Source organism: Kitasatospora sp. NPDC003701, from assembly GCF_053587085.1.
This window is the reverse complement of sequence record NZ_JBSFNM010000030.1, coordinates 66,892-85,651: the sequence shown is the minus strand read 5'-3', so window position 1 is coordinate 85,651 and position 18,760 is coordinate 66,892. Positions and strand designations below refer to the sequence as shown.

The window sequence follows — 18,760 nt, the reverse complement described above, 5'->3', positions numbered from 1 at the left end:
GCCGGGGCACCGGTCCGGGTCAACTCCCGCGTCAACGCCCGGGACCGGTGCCCCGGTCCCGGCCGCCCCGGACCGACTCGCCCTGGACCGACTCGCCCTGGGTCGACCGCTCGACGAGTCGGCCCAGGGCACGCAGCACCTCGACCGGCAGGCCCGGGTTCCCCGCCGCCGCCTGCGCGGTGCCGGGGTCGCGCAGCAGGCCGGCCAGCACGGCAGCGGGCAGCCGGGGGTGCCGCGCGGCGGCGTGACGGACGTCGGACCCCGGGTCGTCGAGCAGCCGGACGGCCGACTCCGGCGACAGCCGGGGATCGCCCGCGGCCCGGTACCGCACCTCCTCGACGGCGTCCCGGCCGAACCGCTCGACCAGGTCGGCCGTCGACTCCGGGTCGTCCAGGGCGAGCCGGCGCAGTCGCGGGTCCGGGTCGTCGGCGAACCGCAGCAGGCCCGCCCGGGGGAAGTTCGGGTGGCCGTGCGGCCGGTCGGGCCTGCTGAGGCTCCCGGTCCACCACTGCCACACCCCCAGCAGCAGCTCGGCCTGCGCGTCCTCGCAGGACTCCGCGAGGAAGAGGTGCACGACGCGGTCCTCGTCCCGGGCCAGCAGCGCCACGACGTCCGGCGGGAGGTGCGGGGCGCGGGCCACGCTCCGCCGGACGAGCGGGTGGGCGGAGGCCGCCAGCCGGCGCATCGCCTCCGGGTCGCCGTGGAGCGCCGTGACCCAGCCGAGCTCCCGGCCGGTGAGCTCCGGGCCGAAGTCGATCCGCGCGCGCTGCGCCTCGGTGAGATCGGGTCGGACGGACACCTCGAAGCGGACGCTCGCGTCCGGGTCGTGGGCGAGCTCGGCGACCAGGTCCCGGTCGAGGTTCGGATTCCGCGCGAGGGCGCGGCGCCGGGCCGGATCACCGTCGCGGACCAGTTCCTCGGCGAGATCACGGACCAGCCGGCAGGACTCCACCGCGCGCTCCTCGAAGTCCTCGGCGGCGAACACCGACCGGGGCATCGGGTGGTCGCGATGCCGGTTCAGCAGCGCCTCCGCCCTGACCCGGCGGGCGGGATCGGCGAGGAGCGCCCACCGGGTCGGCTCGTCCAGCTGCGGCCAGCCGTGGCGGCAGGCCGCCGCGCGCACGGCCGGTTCGGGGTCGGCGGCCAGTGCGGCCGCCGTCGGGCCGTCCAGCGCGGGAAGGCGGGCGGCCTCCGCGCGGACCCTGGCCGACGGGTCGGCGGCGAGCCGCCGGTGGACGCCGGCGGGGAGGCCGGCCCGCCGGTCCGCGGCGCACCAGGTCAGCAGCCACCGGCGCCGGTCGTCCGGCTCATCGAGGATCAGGCGCGCCCACTGGTCGGGCGAGAGGTCCGGCCGGCGCTCGGCGACGCCCGCCCGCACCTTCCAGTCCGGGTGGGCCACGGCCGCGTCGACGACTTCTGCGGGCAGCCGCGGCCAGGGCAGAGCGGCCGCCGACCGGTCCAGCAGGCCGACCAGGACGTCGACCGGGGTGGCCGGATTGAGCGCCAGCCCGATCACCCAGGCCTCGGCCGGCTCCGACCCGTCGGGCCGCCCGGCCCCGGCCACGAACGACGCCCAGACGGCGGCGCGCTCCTGCGGCGTCTCCCGGGCCACCGCCCGCCCCCCCCACGGCCTCCGGAGCGCCACGGCGCAGCGACTCGTCCCCAGATGTCATCACCCGCCCATCCTGCCCCGCCCGGCCCCCGTCGCCGGGGGCGGGGGTGGGGAGCAGGAAGTCGGCCGGTCCGACTTCCTGCTCCGGACGGCCGGAACGCGCCACCGCCCCTGTCGCGGCCCGCCACCTCGCAGCGGGCGGATCGGCCCGCCCCGGCCACCGCGGCACCGGGCCACCGGCCTCACGGGCGACCGCCCGGCGGCCCTCCGACCCCGCAGGCCCCACGAAGGCGGTCACGCAGCCGGAGCTCGCTCACCCCCGTCCCCCCTCCGGAATCCGGCCGCTCCCCGGACTCGCCCTGCACGAGCGGCCGTTCGGCCGTGAGCGAATGTTGCGATCTGTGCTGAATCGAGCACACACCGCCAGTGCACTGTGGACAATGGCAGGCGCCGATTCAGCAGCGGTTCCAAACCCTCAAGGAGCGTCGCGTGTCCGAGCGACTGCGGAACGATCTGCGTGAGGCTCGCCGGGCAAGCGGTCTGCCCTGGGAGCAGTTCGCCAGGTCAGCCGGTTTCACCCCGGCGCATCTGCGCAACGTAGAGAACGGGAACCGGGCCGTGACCGGCGACGTGGTCACGGCCTACGACAGGGCGCTGCAGACCGGCGGCCGGTTCGCGAAAGCAGTTGCCGCCGCCGAGGCCGCAGGGACAGTTGTCCCCACGGAGCAGGGCGGGGCTGCCCTGGCAGTACTGGCCGGCCTGCTGGACGGGAGACGAGTGGATCGCCGGAGCTTCATCACCGCGGGCGTCGCGCTGTCCGCGTCGGCGCGGAACTGGTCAGAGACCCTGGAGTCCCACACCACCCCGGTGGAGCCGCCGGGAGGTGTGGGACTGCTGGCCAACGTCGCCGGCCGGCTGGACTACCTGCGTCGGGTCGACGACGAGCTGGGCAGCGGGGAGGTCCGCAAGCTCGCGGGCAGTGAGCTGGCCCTGACGGTGACCCTACTCAAGGCCGGCCGCTACCGAGGGCCGGCCTCCACCCAGTTGCTCCGGCTCGCCGCCGAGGCGGCAAGACAGGTCGCCTGGTCCAGCTTCGACCAAGGCCGGCCCGGTGACGCGCAACGGTACTTCGACGCCTCTCTGCGGGCCTCCGCCGAAGCAGGCGACTTGCTTGGAGGGGCCTACACCCTGAGTTTCGCCGCGATCCAGTGCTACTCCACTGACGGTCAGGCCGACCGCGCGGTCGCGGTGCTTGAGACCGCCCGGGCCCGGCTGAAGGGGCGCGGCACTGCCCTGATGGAGGGGATGCTCGCGGCCCGAACCGCGAGGGCGCTCTCGAAGACCGGCGCCAAGGCTGCGGTTGGCCGCCAACTCGCGCTGGCGCACGCGGCGCTGGACGCAGGCCCCCACGATGAAGCTCCCGACTTCCTGTACTGGGTGACCCGCTCCGAAGTGGAGATGATCGCCGGCTCCAGCGCTCTCGACCTCGGCGATCCGGGCGAGGCGTTGCGGCGCTTCGATTCGGGCATGCGGGCGCACCCGGGGGCCGATGAGGAGTACCCCCGCAGCCACGCGATCTACTGGGCGCGGGCGGCGGAGGCCCACCTTGCCCTGGACGACCTCGACGCGGCCTTGGCGTCCGCACTCCGCGCGGCCGCCTGCCTCGGCTCCGTCGACTCCGCTCGCTCCGCCACTCAGCTGGCCGGCCTTCGGGGGAAGCTCCGCCCGCACGCCGCCTACCGGCCCGTCGCCGAGTTCCTAGCGGCCACCGCCGGGTAGCCGGAGCAGTCCACGCAGGTCCCGGGCGATCACGTCCTCGTCCAGGCCGTGCAGCGGGGTGAGGCCGGCCTCGGCGGCGGCCTCCAGGTTCGTCTCGCTGTCGTCGACGAACAGGGTCTCGTGCGCCTGTACGCCGAGTTGGTCCAGCACGATCCGGAAGGCGGCCGGGTCCGGCTTGCGGACCCCGGTCTCCGCCGAGAGCACCACGGCATCGAACGTCCCGGCGAGGTCGAATCCCGCGTAGGGGTCGTAGGGCTCGCGGCCCAGCGAGTTCGAGAGGACCGCGGTCCTGATTCCGGCCGCGCGGGCCTCCCGAGCGATCCGCAGGACGGGGTAGGCGGGGAAGCAGTCGTGGAGGTAGCGGGCCATCAGGTCGGCGGGGTCGATACCGATCAGCGTGCCGAAGCCGGCGTTCCACTCCTCTTGGGTGATCTTGCCGAGCTCGAGCCGACGGAACAGCTCCTGACCTCGGGGGTCGGCCCACCCACGGAGGAACGTGCCGCGGGGGATCCTCTCCCGGGCCTCGAAGCCGGTGATCACTTCGACCATGTTCGCCGTGAGCACTCCGAAGAAGTCGAACACCACCGCGCGGAACCGCAATTGACGCCCTGTCGCCACCATGCCGGCAGCCTAAGGCGGATCGTGGGCATCCGGAACAGGCCGGGCCGACCTTCAGGACCGTCAGGGCTCGGATGACCGCCTCGTTCGACGCTTGCCTTCCCCTGCTCGCCACCGGCCGCTGAGCGGGTGCCGGGCCGCCACCCCTGGCGGGGCGCCTTGGAATCGGCGTTGAATCGGCGCACCTCATTGCCCCCGAAGGGCTCGCGGTGTGTGCTTGGTTCAGCACAGCACGCAACACCGAGCCTCGTGCCCAGGGCACGACGAGCCACCTAACCCCTGCCCGCGCTGAGAACGAGCCCTGGCGCGCCCGCTTCACAGCTGACCTGGCGATCCCTGGTCGCCAGATGGGACAAGCATCTCTCGGCGTCGGTTGACGGCCCATCGGGGAGCCGGCAACCAACCCGGGCAACGCCGTAGGACGGGCCCCGTGGACGACGACCAGGCCGCCCTGCCCTCGCCCCCGAGGAGCGATGACGCCTCCCGTACGCACAGCGAAGAGTGAGAAATGGAGGCCCACATGAGCCCGACCAGTACCAAGTGGATGAAATACGCCATTGGCGTCGCGCAAAGGGCGCCTCAGTCCGGTAGGCGGGTCGGGGTTGCGCTCGTTTCCGAACACGACGAGCTGATCTGCTCGGCCTTCGAGGGGGAAGTGAACGGCGAATCCTGGCGCCTCGCTCTGCGGAGGAGGATGCAGGAATTCGGAACATCCAGCGCGCACAGCGTATATCTGACGATCAACACCCTGTCAGCGGACCGGTCGTTCGAGCTCGCCGAGCTCTTGAAGGAAGTGCGCGTCGACAGGCTGTTCATCGGTCTGCCCGACCCGGCCTTGACGAGCTACCTCGACGACGACCCCGTCACCGCACGAGGTGGTGTGCACCGTTTCCCCGACGATCTGCAGCGGGAGATCCTCGAGCAGAACCGAGGCGTCTACGCGGCGAGCGAGCAGAATATCGACCGTAACCCCCACTACTCCACGCACCGCATCAGCGAAGCCGTCTCCACCGGCCTGGGATCGCGAGGTTTCGCGCTTTCCAGGAGTGATGTCAATGCGAACAGGGAAAAGGCCGCGCTGGCTTCTCTCATCTGCCAGAGGTACGGAATCGAGAGGGAAGAGGCTGATCGCGCCGTAAACGGCGCGCTGTCCGATGCCTTCGACGTGAAGTACGGTTCCTACGACTACGCGTTCGACGCTCGCGCCGCCAACCCCGGGTGGGCCAGCGACTTCATGTCGGTTTACAAGTGTTCGTCCGCAAGGTCACTGTCTGCCGTCAACGTCCTCAACGTCGGTGTCGGAGCCGGATTCGAAGCGGCCGCCCTGTTCTCGGAATGTCCGCAGATCACTTTCGTTGACATCGCGGAGCGTGGTCTTGCGACTATCAGCGGACGCATTCCCTCGTCGAGGACCGTCGTCTCGAGCGCCGAAGAGCTGTCCATCCTGCCGGAAGAAAGTTTCGATCTCTATGTCTCCTTGAGGACCTACAACTCATCGTTCTTCGACACGTCCGCGGCCGCCTCCGAGGCGCACAGGGTTCTCAAGCCCGGTGCGCCGATCATCATCTCCGTGGCCAACGGGTTTCTGTCCACTCGGCGCGGCTGCGTCATACCAGGGCTGATCATCCCTGGCACTGAATTCGTCGATCTCTACCGCGGGATGGACACAGCCAATCTGATCGGCGCAGAGCTCGACCGTGCCGGGTTCAAAGACGTTCGCATGTCCCTGAAAACCACCGAGATCTACCTGACGGCTGTCGCCACCTGACGTTTCCGCCGCCCCTACAGCAGGCCGCGTCCGCGAGGGACCACCGGCTCCGGGGGAAGGATGAATAGCAGAGCGCCGGGTGCGACCGGACTGGTCCGAGTGACCAGCGCGAAGGAAGGACTTCTGCAATGGCCGCGCAAACGACTGTTGCCCATCGGATCCTGCAGTTCAACGAGGTCCTTGCGGGGACGACGCTTGAACTGCCTCCCGGGTTCGCGGTCATCAACCCGTTCAACGGCCCCCAGAAGAAGCGCGTCCGGGAGGTGACGACGGCGTTCTACGGCAAGTACTACGGCGACGACAAGCCGCGTCACCTGGTGCTGGGGAGCTCGCCCGCCCGACGTGGCACGGCCGTGACCGGGGTCCCATTCGAAGACGCCAAGCTCCTCGAGAGTGAAACGGGAGTCGACGTCGACGGCTACTCGGTCAGCTGGCCCTCCGCCGGGTTCCTGCACGACGTCATCAGGCGCTACGGGGGCCGCGACACGTTCTACGCCGACTTCGTCATGAGTTTCGTGTGCCCCCTCGGCCTGGTGAAAACGGGCCCCAAGGGGAAAGAGGTGAACTGCAACTACTACGAGAACAAGAAGCTGCTGGAGCTCCTTCAGTCTTTCCTCGTGGAGAGTCTGGAGCAGCAGCTCTCATTCGGGACCGACACCTCGGTTTGCTACTGCATCGGCAGTGGCGAGAACTTCCGGTTCCTCTCGAAGGTGAACGAGGGACAGCGATTCTTCGAGAAGATCGTACCCCTGGAGCACCCGCGTTTCATCACCCAATACAACCGGGACAGGGAGGAAGAGTTCACTGAGAAGTACCTCAGCGCCTTCCGTGGACAAGACGACTAGTCGGCGCGTCCCCCGGAAAAGCTCGTCAACCCCTCAGCTGATTCGGCGAAGGCCGTAGGCCCCCAAAGCATTGGAACGAGAAGGAGAACAGTACATTGGCGACAGATGGCAGGGTCCTGGTCCACTTCGGACCGGAAAGCGTGAACGCTTACCGGTCCTGTGACGGTAAGCTGGAACTGCTCAAAAGGGAACGGTTCGTGTTCGACGGCAGCCTCTCCCACAAGGCCCTGGCAGACGGGGTCGGCGAGTTCTGCGCCGGGCTCAAGGAGTTCCACGAGGTCGTCGACAACCAGGGAACGCGGCTGTACGCCACCGGAGCCTTCCAGCAGCTCCCGCAGCCGGATGCGGCCGCGCTGGTCAACAGCGTCTACGTCGACACCGGCCTCTACTTCAACATCGTCGAGCCCGAGCTGCAGCGGTTCTACCTGGAAACGGGCATGTCCGCCTGCGGATCGAACGACATGATGGAGGGCATTGTCCGGCGGGAGTTCCGGAAGGCTGTCGTCTGCGGCAGCTTCCAGCAATCCCTCGCGTACATCGGGGGCACCATCGCCCGTCTGCGCGAGAGCGACACCGAAGTGCTCAGCCCGCAGAGCACAACGATCAAGCCGGAGACCGTGGGCACCGACTTCATCCTCTTCGACTACCAGGACCTCCTGAAGAACGCACGCGACACGTGGCGGCACAAGTACGTGCACATGGACGCCTTCCGGCGGGCCGACGCCATGGTCGTGTGCAACCCCGGCGGGATCGTCGGAAAGGGCACCATCTTCGAGCTCGGCTTCATGGCCGCGCTTTCCAAGAGGGTCATCTTCACGGAGGAACCCCAGGGCGTCTCTGTCCTGTTCCCCTGTGAGATCGGCCTGGGAGTCTGAGCACTCCCGCCGAGAGCTGCGGCATCCCGCCCCGTTCTTGCAACCCGACCGGAACAACGCGATGTTTCGGCGAACGGCGCAGCCCCGGGAGCGGGTCTCCGGCCCTCCGCGCTCTCTTCCCAAACAGATCCCACTTCTCGGCTACGAAGATGCGGAAAGGACCCCGCCGGTGCGCGACGCGGAACCGATCGACATAGTGCGCGACAGGCTGCGAGAGATCGTGGCGTCTGTCCTGGAAGTGGAGAAGGGCGACGTCGAGCCCGGTGCCCTGTTCTACGAGGACCTGGGTATGAGCTCCTTGGAGAAGGTCGCGGTCGCGGTCGCGGTCGAGCGCGAGTTCGGATCCCTGTCCGCTGAGGAAGCGGCAGCCCTCACCAGCCTGGACGCCGCGGTGTCCGTGCTCGGCGAGCGGGCGGCACACCCCCAGGGCATCGACCTGATCGACCTCGTGGTGGCGGGTCATGTCTTCGCCGGTCGGGGCGGGCGGGCCAGCTATCTCGACCCCCAGGCCGGGGAGATCACCTACGCGGGCCTCCTGGAGGCAGCACGCGGGTACGCGGGTGCCCTCAGGGCGGCGGGCGTGCCCGAGGGCGCCCGCGGCCTCCTGGTTGCCGACGACTCGGTGGCGACCGTCGTCGCCGTCCTCGGCCTGTGGTGGCGCGGCTGCGCCCCGGTGGTGATCAGCCCGGTGCTCACAGACGACGAAGTCCGCTACATCGCCGCGGACTGCGCCGCGGCGATGGTGCACCTGGACGCAGCTCCCAAGCGGCAACGCGCCCTGGAGGAGCTGTTCGCGACGACGACCCGGTTCTCCGGGGCCGACGTGCGGGCCGCTCTGGCGACGGCCGAGCCCGGGCCGGCACGGTGCCCGGAGGAGGCCGGTCCGCCAGCTGTGTGGTCTGCGGGGCGTGAGGCGCTGGTGCAGTACACCTCCGGAAGCACCGGCATGCCCAAGGGGGTGCGGCACTCGGCGGGCGCGGTCGCGGCCATGGCCGACGGCATCGGCACGGTCCTGGCGCTGACTCCCGACGACACCGTGCTCTCCAGTGCCCGGATGTCCTTCGGCTACGGCTTCGGCAACTCCGTCCTGTGCCCCCTGGCGGCCGGCTCCCGTGTCGCGCTCATCCGCGGCCCAGTCGACGTCCACGCGCTCGCCGCCGCGATGCAGCGCCACCGGCCCACCGTGCTGTTCTCCGTCCCACGGCTGTACGCGGCACTGCTCAACGCCCCCGGAACGGTGGAGCTCGCCTCCGGCTCCGTGCGGCTGTGCGTGGCGGCGGGCGAGAACCTGCCGGCCCCGCTCAGCGAGCGGATCCGCACCGCCTTCCAGGCCCAGGTGCTCAACGGACTCGGCGCCACCGAAGTGCTCCACATCGTCGTCGGCACGCCGCCGGAGAACGGGCGTCCGGGCACCTTCGGGGTCCCGGTGCCCGGGATCACCGCGACCGTCCGCGCCGCGGACGGCACGCCCGTCGCCGACGGCCAGGACGGCCGGCTGCACATCGCCGGCCCGACCGTCGCCCTCGGCTACATCGGCCGACCGGAGGCCGCAGCGCTCACCTTCGCCGACAGCGGCGCCTACACCGGCGACGTGGTGCGCCGTGCGCCGGACGGCACGTTCACCCATCTGTGCCGCGCCGACGACCTGCTCAGCCTGGGCGGCTACAAGGTCGTGCCGAGCGAGATCGAGAGCGTCATCCGCAGCACGGAGGGGGTCCAGGACTGCGTGGTGGTCGGCGGCCGCGACACCGACAGCCTGGAACAGGCCGTGGCGTACCTGGTGGCCCGGCCGGGATCCGACCAGGCCGTGGTGCGGCGCGCTGTGACCGCCGCGATCCGTAGCGGCCTCGCCGCCCACAAGCGGCCCGCCCGTCTGGAGTTCCTCGACGAACTCCCGACCACGTCTACCGGCAAGCTGGCCGCCTTCGAGCTGAGGAAGGCGGCTGCCCGACCGTGACCTGGGACATCACGGGCATGGCCGCCGTCGCCAACATCGGCGCCAGCCCCCAGGAGATCTTCGCCGCGCTGTGCGCGGGCCAGGAGAGCCGCACACCGCTGAAGGCTTTCGATCCCGACAAGTACCGGGCGGCCTACGCATACGAGATCGACGACCGGCCCAAGGACGGCGGCGACATCCCGCGGCGGGCCACCCGCTGGCTCACCACCGTCGTCCGCCAGGCAGTCGCCGACGCGGGCCTGGACGAGGACCTCTCCCAGGTACCCGTGCTGGTCGGGACCACCATGCGCGAACAGCGCAGCCTCGAACTGTGGTGGCGCGACCACGCGGACGTCACCCTCGAAGACCTGCACTTCGGCACCGCCCTGAAGGCGGCCTTCGGAGCGTCCACCACGTACACCTTCGCCAACGCCTGCTCCGCCACGCTGTACGCGCTCGCCATGGCCACCGACATGATCGAGGCCGGCATGGCCGACACGGTCGTCGTCGCCGGCACCGACGCCACCACCGAGAGCGGCTTCGGCACGCTCGACCGCGTGCAAAACGACATCCCTGACGCGCTGCGCCCCTTCGACTCCACGCACCAGGGCATGCTGATGGGCGAGGGCGCGGCGGCTGTCGTCGTCCAGCGCGCCGGCACCGGTAGAGGGCCCGTGCACGCCCGGGTGCGCGGTGTGTCCATGAACTGCGACGCCCACCACGCCACCGCGCCGGACCCCGACGGCATCACCCGCGCGGTGCTCGACGCCTACCGCAGGGCAGGGGTGCGGGCCCGCGACATCGACCTGGTGATGCTGCACGGCAGCGGCACCCCCCTCAACGACCAAACGGAGGCGAGCGTCCTGCGCCGCATCCTCGACGGCGCAGAGCCCGGTCCGCGGATGACCGCCATCAAGGCGATGACCGGCCACACCCTGGGCAGCTCGGGACTGCTCAGCCTCGTGATGGCGGTGCTCGCCATGAAGGAAGGGACGGTACCCCCGGTCCTGGGCCTCGCCGATCCGATCGCCGAGGCCGCAGGGCTGGGCCTGGTGCAGGGCTTCCCCGCTGCCGGCGACCTGGCTATCGCTCAGATCGACGCGTTCGGCTTCGGAGGGATCAACGCCGTCGCGATCGTGGAGGCAGCCCGATGAGTACGACGAGCACCGCACGGTCGAGAAACCCGAACGTCCGGGAGGTCGTCGTCACGGGCATCGGCCTGGCGCTCCCCGGTGTCGCGACGTACGGCGACCTCCTCGGACCCCTGCCCGTGGTGGGCGGCTTCGACCCGGCTACCGGACTCAGCGGACGCGACCTGCGCCACAAGGACCGCGCGTCCCGGCTCGCCCTGCGGGCCGCCGAGGCCGCCCTCCACGACGCGGGCCTGGCCGACGCCGACGCCACGTTCACGGGCGCGGCTGATGCGACCGCCGTCGTGGTCAGTACCAACCTGGGCAACGCGGACAGCGTCTGCGCCGCCACCGACACGATCGCCAGAGAAGGCGTCAGGGGTCTCAGCCCTCTGGGGTTGCCCCGGACCTCGAGCAACGTCATCGCCGGCTGGGTGGCCATCCGCCACGGGCTGCGCGGCCCCAACCTCACCGTCTGCAACGGCGTCACGAGCGGTCTGGACGCCGTCGCCTGGGCCCGGAACCTCATCGTGGCCGGGCGCGCCGAAGCGGCCGTCGTCGTCGGCGTCGAACCGGCCAACGCCGTGACGATGAAGCTGCTCGGCGAGCCGTCCATCGACGCGGCGGTCGCCGTCGTCCTCGAACCGGCGCACGCAGCCGCTGCCCGTGGCGCACGGCCTCGCGCCACGATCACCGGCTATGCACGGGCCCGGGACCTCGCCGCAGCGCTGACCTGCGCCGGTGGGACGGAGAAGGAATCCGCCGGCCTGTGGCTCGGGGACGAGGCGGGGGCCGGGGCGTGCCGGCTGCTCGCGGCCACGCGCCGGGTCGACCTGGAAGCCCAGCTGGGCCTGCTGTCCGGGGCGCTGGGCGTCCTGCAGTGTGCCGCCGCGGCTGCCCACTTCGAGGGCGGCGCCACCGGGAACGTGCTCGCCACGGCCGGAGGCCCTCACCACGACGCGGCAGCCGCCCTGCTGCTGACCCCATGACCGACCTCTCGTCCATCCACGCAGGAGCTGGGGGAACACTCATGACCAGTGCGACCGTGAACATCGAGGATCTCCGCGCCCTGATAGCCGGCGTACTGGAGATCGAACCCGAGGAGGTCACCGACGAGGCGCTCTTCACTGACGAGCTCGACATCGACTCGCTGCTGATGCTCGAGATCTCAACCCGCGTGGAAAACGCGTACGACGTCCCGGAGAACACCGTGGCCGTCAGCGGTGCCACCACCCTCGCTGAGCTGCACGCCTTCCTCACCTCCAAGCTCGCCGGCGGGACGCCGGCTAGCCCGCTCATCCGCCCGAGGCCACTGAGCGAACCAGCGGCGCGACTGTTCCTGTTCCACCACGCCGGCGGTTCACACCTGCTCTACCGGGGCTGGGCGGAGCACTTCCCCGAGGACTGGGAACTCTGCCTCCTGGAGGCCCCCGGCCGAGGCCAATTGCAAGCACTACCGCTGATCGACGACTGCGATCGGCTAGTCGACTACTTCCACACCGCCGTCGCTCCACTGCTCGACCGGCCCTTCGGGTTCTTCGGCCGCAGCATGGGCGCACTCATCGCCTACCAGCTCACCCGCCGGCTTCTCCGCCAGGGGGACCCGCTCCCCACCTGGCTGGGTGTGTCCGCTTTCGGCGCCCCGCGAGGTGAGTCCGAAGCCGACGGCCGCCCTCACCTGATGGCAGACGACGAACTGCGCCGCTGGCTGCGAAGCGTGGACGGCAGCCCGCCCCAGCTCCTCGACAACGACGCCGTCTGGCACAAGTTCGCCCCGGTGTTCCGCAGCGACTTCAAGCTCGTGGACACCTGGGCCCCTCCCCGCAACCCCGAGCCGCTGCCCGTTCCACTCTCGGTATTCGGGGGCCGCAGAGACAAGCTGATCGGCGAGGACCGCCTGCTCGACTGGCGAGCGATCACGACGCACTTCCGCGGACTCGAGAGGTACGAGGGCGACCACTTCTACTTGATGAACCGCCAGCAGCTCCTCGCTGTCGCCATCACGGCCGCGATGCGTTCCGCCGCCGCTTGAGCTCGCTCTCACCACCACACCACCCGCCAGGTGATCAATCCCAAGGGGGTGCCCGCGGACGGTGTGGGAGTGGGGCCCTCAGGCGTCGGGGTCGACTTCGGGGTGCGTGAACCGCATCGGCTTGCCCAGCGACCGGGCGTAGGCGATCTCGGCCCGGGTGCTGTCCCCGATGTAGTCGCCGACCACGAGCACCTCATCAGCGAGCAGGATCTTCGACCGGTGCAGTTCGTCGAGTCGAATCTTCAGAGCCTCAGCCTCGACAGGATCGGACCACAGTGCGTGCGGCGACTTCAGGTCGCACCCCGGCTTGACGACAATCCTCCCGGCCTTGGTCTCCCGCAGATCGGCCTCGTTCATCTCGGCCATGAAACGAGTGGAGCCGCAGATCGCGACGATACGCGGGAAGCTCAGCTGCCTCTTCGCGTCGGCGAGCTTCTCCTCGGGGGTGATCAGCTGTGGGGACGACACTGGTTCCTCCTGGTGGTCCGGCCCGAGGGGTGCCTGCGGAGACGAGAACGAAGGTGTCCAAGATCGCCTCACGGCGAACGTCATGGCCACCCTCGCGCCAGCACTCTATGCGACGAGCATCTCCACCCGGCGCCGTGGCGCCCGCCGGTCGGCCTTACCCAACCCCCTGGGTAGCCGGTGGCCCGGACGTGACACCCAGCGGGTCGCGCCCGGCCAGCTGCTGCAGGCCTGCAGCAGAGGTCTCCACCCCACGCTCACCCCGCACATCGCCGGCCGGGCCGAACACCTCACCGGCCCCCGTGCCCGCGTCCTGATCGGCCCGACCACCTGCCGCCCGCTCATCATCCGACCACTATCGCTGTGCACTTCGACGAGGAGACCATGTCCACCGCATCTCACCAGCCCTCCACCAAGCCGGTCGCCGCGCCCTTCACACCCGGCCGCACCGCGGAGGGAGAGCAGATCACGGCGGTCGCCGACACGCTGGTGCTCGCGTACGGACTGCACATGGCGGAAATCACGCGAATCCCGGAGGGCACTGCGACGGACAACTACGCCATCGTGGACCAAACCGGCCGTCGGCACTTCGTCAAGGTTTATCGCGCTCGAGAGAGCTTGGATCTCGAGCGGGCGTCGGTCGAACTGTCCGAGTACGCCGCCGACGGAGGTGTCGCGACCGCGCGGGCAACCCGCACGCGCGAGCACGAACTCCTCGCGACTCATGGCCGCCTGCCGATGTCACTGTGGTCGTACGTGCCGCACATCGAGACTGCCGAGGGCAACCTGACTGGTGCACGGTGGGCGGCGGTCGGCACAGCTATGGGCCGTCTCCACAGCCGACTCGCCACTCACCCCGCCGCCGCACCCACTCTGGAACCTGGTGCCGCGGTGTGCGACGTGGCCGCCGCGCGCGACCGCTTCGAGGGGCTGATTCTCGCGTACCAGCACAGGCCCAGGCTTGGGGAGTTCGAGACGTGGGCGCTGCAGGCGGCGCGTGAGCGACAAGCGGTCTTGGGGGGCGTCGAACGCATCCTCGCTTCACTTCCACAGCTGACGGTCCAGATCATGCACGGCGACCTGGCCGGTCCCAACGTCCTGTTGGGGCACGACGATGTCGCCGCGATCGTGGACTTCGGACCACCCACACCTGGGTACCTCGCCCGGGAAATCATGCGTCTTGGCTGCGACCCCAAGAGCGTCCTGTCCAACGGTGTCGAGAAGTGGCTCAAGGGATACACCGATCTCGCCCTCGCCTATCGAGCGGCCAACCCCGAGGCGCCCGCGGACGACCTCTTGTCCTCGTTTCGTGTCGGCTGTGCAGCCATGCTCTGCGCGACCTTTCCGTTGTCGGCACCAGTGGAACGCCCGCACCTCGTCGACGCCGCACTCGAGTCATACGCGCGGGCACGGCACGAGGCAGCTCTGATGCTGCTGGGCCGGCTATCTGACTTGGAGGAGGCCCTGCGAGACGCTCTTCGCTGAGTTCATGACCCCCATGGCTGGCGTAACTCGCGCAAGCCGCAGGCCCGGACAGCGAACTCGTACCGCGGCTCCTCGCCCAGGCATCCGAGATCCAGGCAACCGGCCTGGCCGAATCCACCAACAAGGCCCAAATGACCGTCAGCGAAATCCTGGTCGCACAGTCCGACGTCCTGCCGGCCGTCTGGGATGGCCTGCCCGCTCGCGGATCCAGGGGCCAGGACGACGACGACCCGGTTCAGCGTCGTCGTCCGGGACTGCCGCCACGCGCAATCGGTGTGCCCAGACAGCAGCCGGGTGAACGTCACGAGCCGACGACCCCGACGCGCCAAGGGGTCTTCATGCCGTCGCTCTCGCCTGGGGCCATCGCCGTCGGACACACCCCTATGGTCGGGCCGGTCTTCAAGACCAGTTGCCTATTGTGGCCACGGGCACATACCTGACGGCTCATCAGATACGGTCAGCAAAAGGTCAGCATAGGTACGAGCAGACCCTGTCCAAGTAGCACAGACCTGAGACTCGATCGCTCTCAGCACTCCCGTCCAGGGAGGCCCCGAGCTGGGGGCCCATGGGTCCCATCGCGTTGCTTCCAGCAGGCCGCCCAACACCTATCGAATCGCTCTCGACGCGGGGCTATACGGGAAACCTCTCCAGTTCAGGGCACTCCTCGAACCGTCTTCCGGACAGACGGTGCTTCCACTGACAGGTACGGCCGGCTGGCCCTTCCGAACTTCCCTCAACTCTTCCATATCTATGGAATGCAGACACCGGATCAGTCGATCTACTTGCGCGCCTCGATCAGGAAGCGCGCCGAGTGGGCCACAAACGGCCCCTCCGCCCGGATCCGCGCGTCCAGTTCGCGCAGCCGGTCACGGTAGGCGTCGACGGTGAAGCCCGGGACCATCCAGATCACCTTCCGAAGGAAGTACACGACCGCCCCGATGTCGAGGAACTCCATCCGCAGCCGCTCGGACCGCAGGTCCACCACCTCCAGCCCGGCCGCCCGCGCGTCGGCGCTCTCGGTGTCGGGGTGGCGCGCCCGGCGGGCCTCCGGCTGCGGCCCCAGGAAGTACTCGACCAGCTCGAACACCGACGCCGGGCCGACGTGCTGCGCGAAGTACGTGCCGCCGGGCCGCAGCACGCGGGCGATCTCCGCCCACCACACCGTCGCCGGGTGACGGCTGGTCACCAGGTCGAACGCCCCGTCGGCGAAGGGCAGCGGGGGCTCGTCCGGGTCGGCGACCACGATCGCTCCCAACGGGTGCAGCAGCCCGGTCGCCCGGGCCACGTTGGGCGGCCACGACTCGGTGGCGACCATCGCGGGCGGCAGCGGCCCGGCCCCGGCGAGCACCTCACCACCGCCGGTCTGGATGTCCAGCGCCGCCGAGGCCGCCGCCAGCCGCTCCCCCAGCAGCCGTTGGTAGCCCCAGGACGGGCGCTGCTCGGTGGCCCGCCCGTCCAGCCAGGAGAAGTCCCAGCCGTCGACGGACACCGCTTCGGCCTCGGCAATCAGCTCTTCGAACGTACGCGACATATCCGCATCATCCCGGCCCGGGGCGGCCCCGGCCAACCGGATTTCGGGCACGCCGGGAGGCGGCCGGCCCGCACCCGGCCAGGTCGGGGGCCTGCGGCGAACCGACCTGGCCGGGACGGCGAGCGCCTCCGGCCGGCCCGCGGCCCGGAGTGCTTCGGAGCGGACCCGGCGCCCCGGCAGGACCGGGGCGCCGGCGCGCGCACGGGTGACCGACTCACCGCCAGGGACGGGACCGACCGGCCGTGCGAGCGCGCCCGGCCGGGCCGCCGTCCGGTGCGCCCGGCCGGCCCCGGTCCTGGCCCGCCGGCCCCGAGCACCGCGCCGCCGCCGCCGCGTCAGTGCGCCGCACTGCGGGCTGCCGTCGCCCAGGCCGCCGTCACCGCGCGGTGGGCGGTGGCCGTCGCGGCGGCGAGGTCGTCACCCAGGTGCAACGGCGAACCGAGGTGGACGTGGAGAGCCGGGCGGCGCGCCGGCGCGGTCGTCAGGCCGGCCAACTGCTTGACCGCGCCGCCCGAGGTCAGGCGGCGGGCGCCCGCCTGTCCGAGCGGCACGACCGGTGCGCCGGTGGCCGTCGCCAGCCGGGCGAGTCCGCTGCGGAACGGGCCGGGCGGCAGCTCGCCGGAGTCGCCGCGGCGCGGCAGGCCGCCCTCGCCGTAGATGAGCACCAGGTGTCCGGCGGCGAGCGCGTCGGCGGCCCGGTCCAGGGCGTCGGCGGCGTGCTCGGTGCCGCGGTGGACGGGGATGTGTCCCTCGCGGCGCAGCAGCCGCCCGAGGAGCGGTACGCGCCAGAGTCCGGCGGCCGCGAGCACCACGGGCCGCGCGCCGAGGCGGTGCAGGGCGGCGAACACGATGGCGGGGTCGGCGAGCGAGGTGTGGTTGGCCGCGACGATGCTCCCGGGGGCGAGCGCGGCCCCGGGGTCGGCGCTCACCCGCAGGGAGCCGAAGGCGGGTACGAGGAGGGCTGCGGTGCGGCTGAGCATGGCTGGTTCGGTCCTCCGGTGGGCGGGCGAGCTGCCACCAGTGTTCGCCGCCCGGCCCCGGCGCGCCTGAGTACCCGTACTCAATAGCCTGCGGATCTGGGCAAGCACGTCTAGGCTCGCTGGGATGAGGCGATTCGACGCGGTGGACCGGGCCCTGTTCGACCGGGTGGCGCTGGCGCGCCTGCGCCGCGCCCAGCCGTGGCTGCGCCGTCTGAGCCGGTCCGCGGATCACGGGATGCTGTGGATGGGCACGGCCGCCGTGCTCGGGACGGTCGGTGGCCGGGCCGGGCGGCGGGCGGCCCTGCGCGGGGTCGGCGCGCTGGCGCTGGCCTCGGTGACGGCCAACATCGCCGCCAAGCAGCTGACCCGGCGTCCGCGCCCGCTGCTGGACCAGGTGCCGGCGGTGCGGCAGTTGCTGCGGCAGCCGGTGACGAGTTCGTTCCCCTCCGGCCACTCCGCCTCGGCCGCCGCCTTCGCGACGGCCGTCGCGATCGAGTCCCCGCTGCTGGGCGCGGCGGTGGCACCGGTGGCGCTGGCCGTCGGCGCGTCGCGGGTCTACACCGGGGCGCACTACCCCGGCGATGTGCTGGCCGGGTTCGCGCTGGGTTCGGGGCTGGCGGCACTGACACTGCGCTGGTGGCCCCGGACGAACGACCAGCCGCCGCCCGCCGGTCCGCCGCGTCGGGCGGCCCCGGCGCTGGCCGAGGGGGCCGGGCTGTCGGTGGTGGTCAACAGCGGCTCCGGGAACGGCGCGTTGCTGACGGCCGATCCGGAGGAGACCGCCGCCGGACTGCGCGGGCTCCTGCCGCGCGCGGAGGTGCGGGTCTGCGGTCCGGACGACGACCTGCCCGCCCTGCTCGCCGAGGCGGCCGACCGGGCGGCGGCGGCCGGCGGCGCCCTCGGGGTCTGCGGCGGCGACGGCAGCGTCAACCTGGCCGCGTCGCTGGCGGTCGAGCGCAATCTGCCGCTGGCCGTCTTCCCCGGCGGCACGCTCAACCACTTCGCGCTGGACCTCGGGATCGAGTCGCCGGACGCGACGGCGGCCGCCGTGGAGGCCGGGTCCGCCTGCGGGGTCGATCTGGGTCTGGCCGCCGACGACACCGAGCGGCGGATCTTCCTGAACACCTTCAGCCTCGGCGTGTACCCCGAACTGGTCCGGCTCCGCGAGTCGTTGGAGGGCCGGCTGGGCAAGTGGCCGGCCCTGGCGGTGGCCGTCGCCCGGGCCCTGGCCGACGCCGAACCGGTCACCGTCGAGGCGGGCGGGCGCAGCCGGCGCGTCTGGCTGCTGTTCGCGGGCAACGGCGCCTACGACCCGCCGGGCTTCGCCCCGACCCGCCGGGCCGGGCTGGCCGACGGCCTGTTGGACGTCCGTGTGGTGGACGGCGGCAGCCCGTTCGCCCGGACCAGGCTGGCGGCCGCCTTCCTCTCCGGTACGCTGTCCCGTTCGCGGGTCTACCACTCCGCCCGGCTGACCGCCCTGAGCCTCGACTCGCTCGGTGACGCCGACCGGATCGCCGTCGACGGCGAGAGCCTGCCGGCCTCGGGTGCGCTGCGTCTGGCCAAGGCGCCGAACGCCCTGACGGTCTACCGCCCCTCGCTCCCGTAGCGGCCGGGCGCCGGCGGTGGTCAACCGCAGGACGACACGCAACACACCCCATTCAGGTGACATTGCCCCCGGAGGCGTGCCCCGAGTCCCTAGTGTGC

General features: G+C 71.2%; 15 protein-coding genes. 10 read left to right on the top strand and 5 right to left on the bottom strand.

All coding sequences use genetic code 11. The annotated features are described in order from the left end of the window. Positions 1-31 precede the first annotated feature (31 nt). Entirely contained in the window at positions 32-1,612 is a 1,581-nt protein-coding gene (locus ACWDRR_RS25730) for a PE-PGRS family protein (protein WP_449774580.1), read from the bottom strand. Positions 1,613-2,101: 489 nt separating this feature from the next. On the opposite strand from ACWDRR_RS25730, the gene ACWDRR_RS25725 reads away from it, so the two are divergent. Beyond that, entirely contained in the window at positions 2,102-3,391 is a 1,290-nt protein-coding gene (locus ACWDRR_RS25725; protein ID WP_449774579.1) for a helix-turn-helix domain-containing protein, read from the top strand. Here the strand turns inward: ACWDRR_RS25725 and ACWDRR_RS25720 are convergent. Next, positions 3,371-4,012: an HAD family hydrolase gene (locus ACWDRR_RS25720; protein ID WP_449774578.1), complete on the bottom strand. Its 642-nt coding sequence runs from the start codon at positions 4,010-4,012 to the stop codon at positions 3,371-3,373. The two genes, ACWDRR_RS25725 and ACWDRR_RS25720, sit on opposite strands and share 21 nt — an antisense overlap. 505 nt (positions 4,013-4,517) lie before the next feature. Between ACWDRR_RS25720 and ACWDRR_RS25715 the strand changes: the two genes are divergently transcribed. The 7 genes from ACWDRR_RS25715 to ACWDRR_RS25685 all read left to right on the top strand — a co-directional run bounded on the left by ACWDRR_RS25715 (position 4,518) and on the right by ACWDRR_RS25685 (position 12,595). Further along, complete coding sequence (locus ACWDRR_RS25715) at positions 4,518-5,777, top strand: class I SAM-dependent methyltransferase (RefSeq protein ID WP_449774577.1); 1,260 nt, start codon at positions 4,518-4,520, stop codon at positions 5,775-5,777. 128 nt (positions 5,778-5,905) lie between these two features. Next, on the top strand, positions 5,906-6,622 hold the full coding sequence (locus tag ACWDRR_RS25710) for a uracil-DNA glycosylase family protein (RefSeq protein ID WP_449774576.1): 717 nt from the start codon (positions 5,906-5,908) through the stop codon (positions 6,620-6,622). A 197-nt stretch (positions 6,623-6,819) separates the two neighbouring features. Next, positions 6,820-7,497 carry a hypothetical protein gene (locus tag ACWDRR_RS25705; protein ID WP_449774575.1) on the top strand — a complete coding sequence of 226 codons (678 nt, stop codon included), beginning with the start codon at positions 6,820-6,822 and terminating at the stop codon, positions 7,495-7,497. A gap of 169 nt (positions 7,498-7,666) precedes the next feature. Continuing rightward, positions 7,667-9,454 (top strand): AMP-binding protein, encoded by a 1,788-nt coding sequence (locus ACWDRR_RS25700; RefSeq protein ID WP_449774574.1) that lies wholly within the window; start codon positions 7,667-7,669, stop codon positions 9,452-9,454. Then, a complete protein-coding gene (locus ACWDRR_RS25695) occupies positions 9,451-10,587 on the top strand; it encodes a beta-ketoacyl synthase N-terminal-like domain-containing protein (RefSeq protein WP_449774573.1) in 1,137 nt (378 codons plus the stop codon). Before ACWDRR_RS25700 ends, ACWDRR_RS25695 begins: the two co-directional genes overlap by 4 nt. Beyond that, positions 10,584-11,552 carry a beta-ketoacyl synthase N-terminal-like domain-containing protein gene (locus ACWDRR_RS25690; RefSeq protein WP_449774572.1) on the top strand — a complete coding sequence of 323 codons (969 nt, stop codon included), beginning with the start codon at positions 10,584-10,586 and terminating at the stop codon, positions 11,550-11,552. Before ACWDRR_RS25695 ends, ACWDRR_RS25690 begins: the two co-directional genes overlap by 4 nt. 41 nt (positions 11,553-11,593) lie before the next feature. Beyond that, positions 11,594-12,595, top strand: coding sequence for a thioesterase domain-containing protein (locus ACWDRR_RS25685; RefSeq protein WP_449774571.1), 1,002 nt, complete (start codon positions 11,594-11,596; stop codon positions 12,593-12,595). 78 nt (positions 12,596-12,673) lie between these two features. Here the strand turns inward: ACWDRR_RS25685 and ACWDRR_RS25680 are convergent, their stop codons facing one another. Beyond that, on the bottom strand, positions 12,674-13,063 hold the full coding sequence (locus ACWDRR_RS25680) for a hypothetical protein (RefSeq protein WP_449774570.1): 390 nt from the start codon (positions 13,061-13,063) through the stop codon (positions 12,674-12,676). 360 nt (positions 13,064-13,423) lie between these two features. Between ACWDRR_RS25680 and ACWDRR_RS25675 the strand changes: the two genes are divergently transcribed. Beyond that, a complete protein-coding gene (locus ACWDRR_RS25675) occupies positions 13,424-14,545 on the top strand; it encodes a phosphotransferase (RefSeq protein WP_449774569.1) in 1,122 nt (373 codons plus the stop codon). A gap of 778 nt (positions 14,546-15,323) precedes the next feature. Here the strand turns inward: ACWDRR_RS25675 and ACWDRR_RS25670 are convergent. Further along, positions 15,324-16,076 carry a class I SAM-dependent methyltransferase gene (locus ACWDRR_RS25670; protein WP_449774568.1) on the bottom strand — a complete coding sequence of 251 codons (753 nt, stop codon included), beginning with the start codon at positions 16,074-16,076 and terminating at the stop codon, positions 15,324-15,326. Positions 16,077-16,411: 335 nt separating this feature from the next. Then, a complete protein-coding gene (locus ACWDRR_RS25665) occupies positions 16,412-17,056 on the bottom strand; it encodes a lysophospholipid acyltransferase family protein (RefSeq protein WP_449774567.1) in 645 nt (214 codons plus the stop codon). Positions 17,057-17,180: 124 nt separating this feature from the next. Between ACWDRR_RS25665 and ACWDRR_RS25660 the strand changes: the two genes are divergently transcribed. Next, on the top strand, positions 17,181-18,662 hold the full coding sequence (locus ACWDRR_RS25660; protein ID WP_449774566.1) for a phosphatase PAP2 family protein: 1,482 nt from the start codon (positions 17,181-17,183) through the stop codon (positions 18,660-18,662). Positions 18,663-18,760: the final 98 nt, after the last annotated feature.